General features: G+C 50.6%; 1 rRNA gene. It reads right to left on the bottom strand.

The window, feature by feature from the left end:
- Positions 1–837: ribosomal RNA gene (locus J3U74_RS12390) — 16S ribosomal RNA — on the bottom strand; the annotation flags it as partial.
- Positions 838–869 lie beyond the last annotated feature (32 nt).

The following is an 869-nucleotide window of genomic DNA, read 5'->3' on the forward strand; positions in this document are numbered from 1 at the left end:
GGCAACAAACTCCAAATCGACATCGTTTACAGCGTGGACTACCAGGGTATCTAATCCTGTTTGCTCCCCACGCTTTCGCATCTCAGCGTCAGTATCTGTCCAGAAGGCCGCCTTCGCCACCGGTATTCCTCCACATCTCTACGCATTTCACCGCTACACGTGGAATTCTACCTTCCTCTACAATACTCCAGATAACCAGTTTTAAGTGCAGTTCCCAGGTTGAGCCCGGGGCTTTCACACCTAACTTAATTATCCGCCTACATGCCCTTTACGCCCAGTCATTCCGATTAACGCTCGCACCCTCCGTATTACCGCGGCTGCTGGCACGGAGTTAGCCGGTGCTTCTTCTGTAATTAACGTCAATTGATGCACCTATTCGATACACCACCTTCCTCATTACCGAAAGTACTTTACAACCCGAAGGCCTTCTTCATACACGCGGCATGGCTGCATCAGGGTTCCCCCCATTGTGCAATATTCCCCACTGCTGCCTCCCGTAGGAGTCTGGACCGTGTCTCAGTTCCAGTGTGGCTGGTCATCCTCTCAGACCAGCTAGAGATCGTCGCCTTGGTAAGCCTTTACCCTACCAACTAGCTAATCCCATATGGGTTCATCAAATGGCGCATGGCCCGAAGGTCCCATGCTTTGGTCTCTCAACTTTATGCGGTATTAGCAGTCGTTTCCAACTGTTGTCCCCCTCCATTCGGCAGATCCCCATACTTTACTCACCCGTCCGCCACTCGTCATCAAGTGCAAGCACTCATGTTACCGTTCGACTTGCATGTGTTAAGCCTGCCGCCAGCGTTCAATCTGAGCCATGATCAAACTCTTCAATTTAAAGTTTGATGCTCAATAACTGTCTCTGACAT

Source organism: Gilliamella sp. B3892 (genome assembly GCF_026536305.1).
Classification (GTDB): Bacteria; Pseudomonadota; Gammaproteobacteria; order Enterobacterales; family Orbaceae; genus Gilliamella.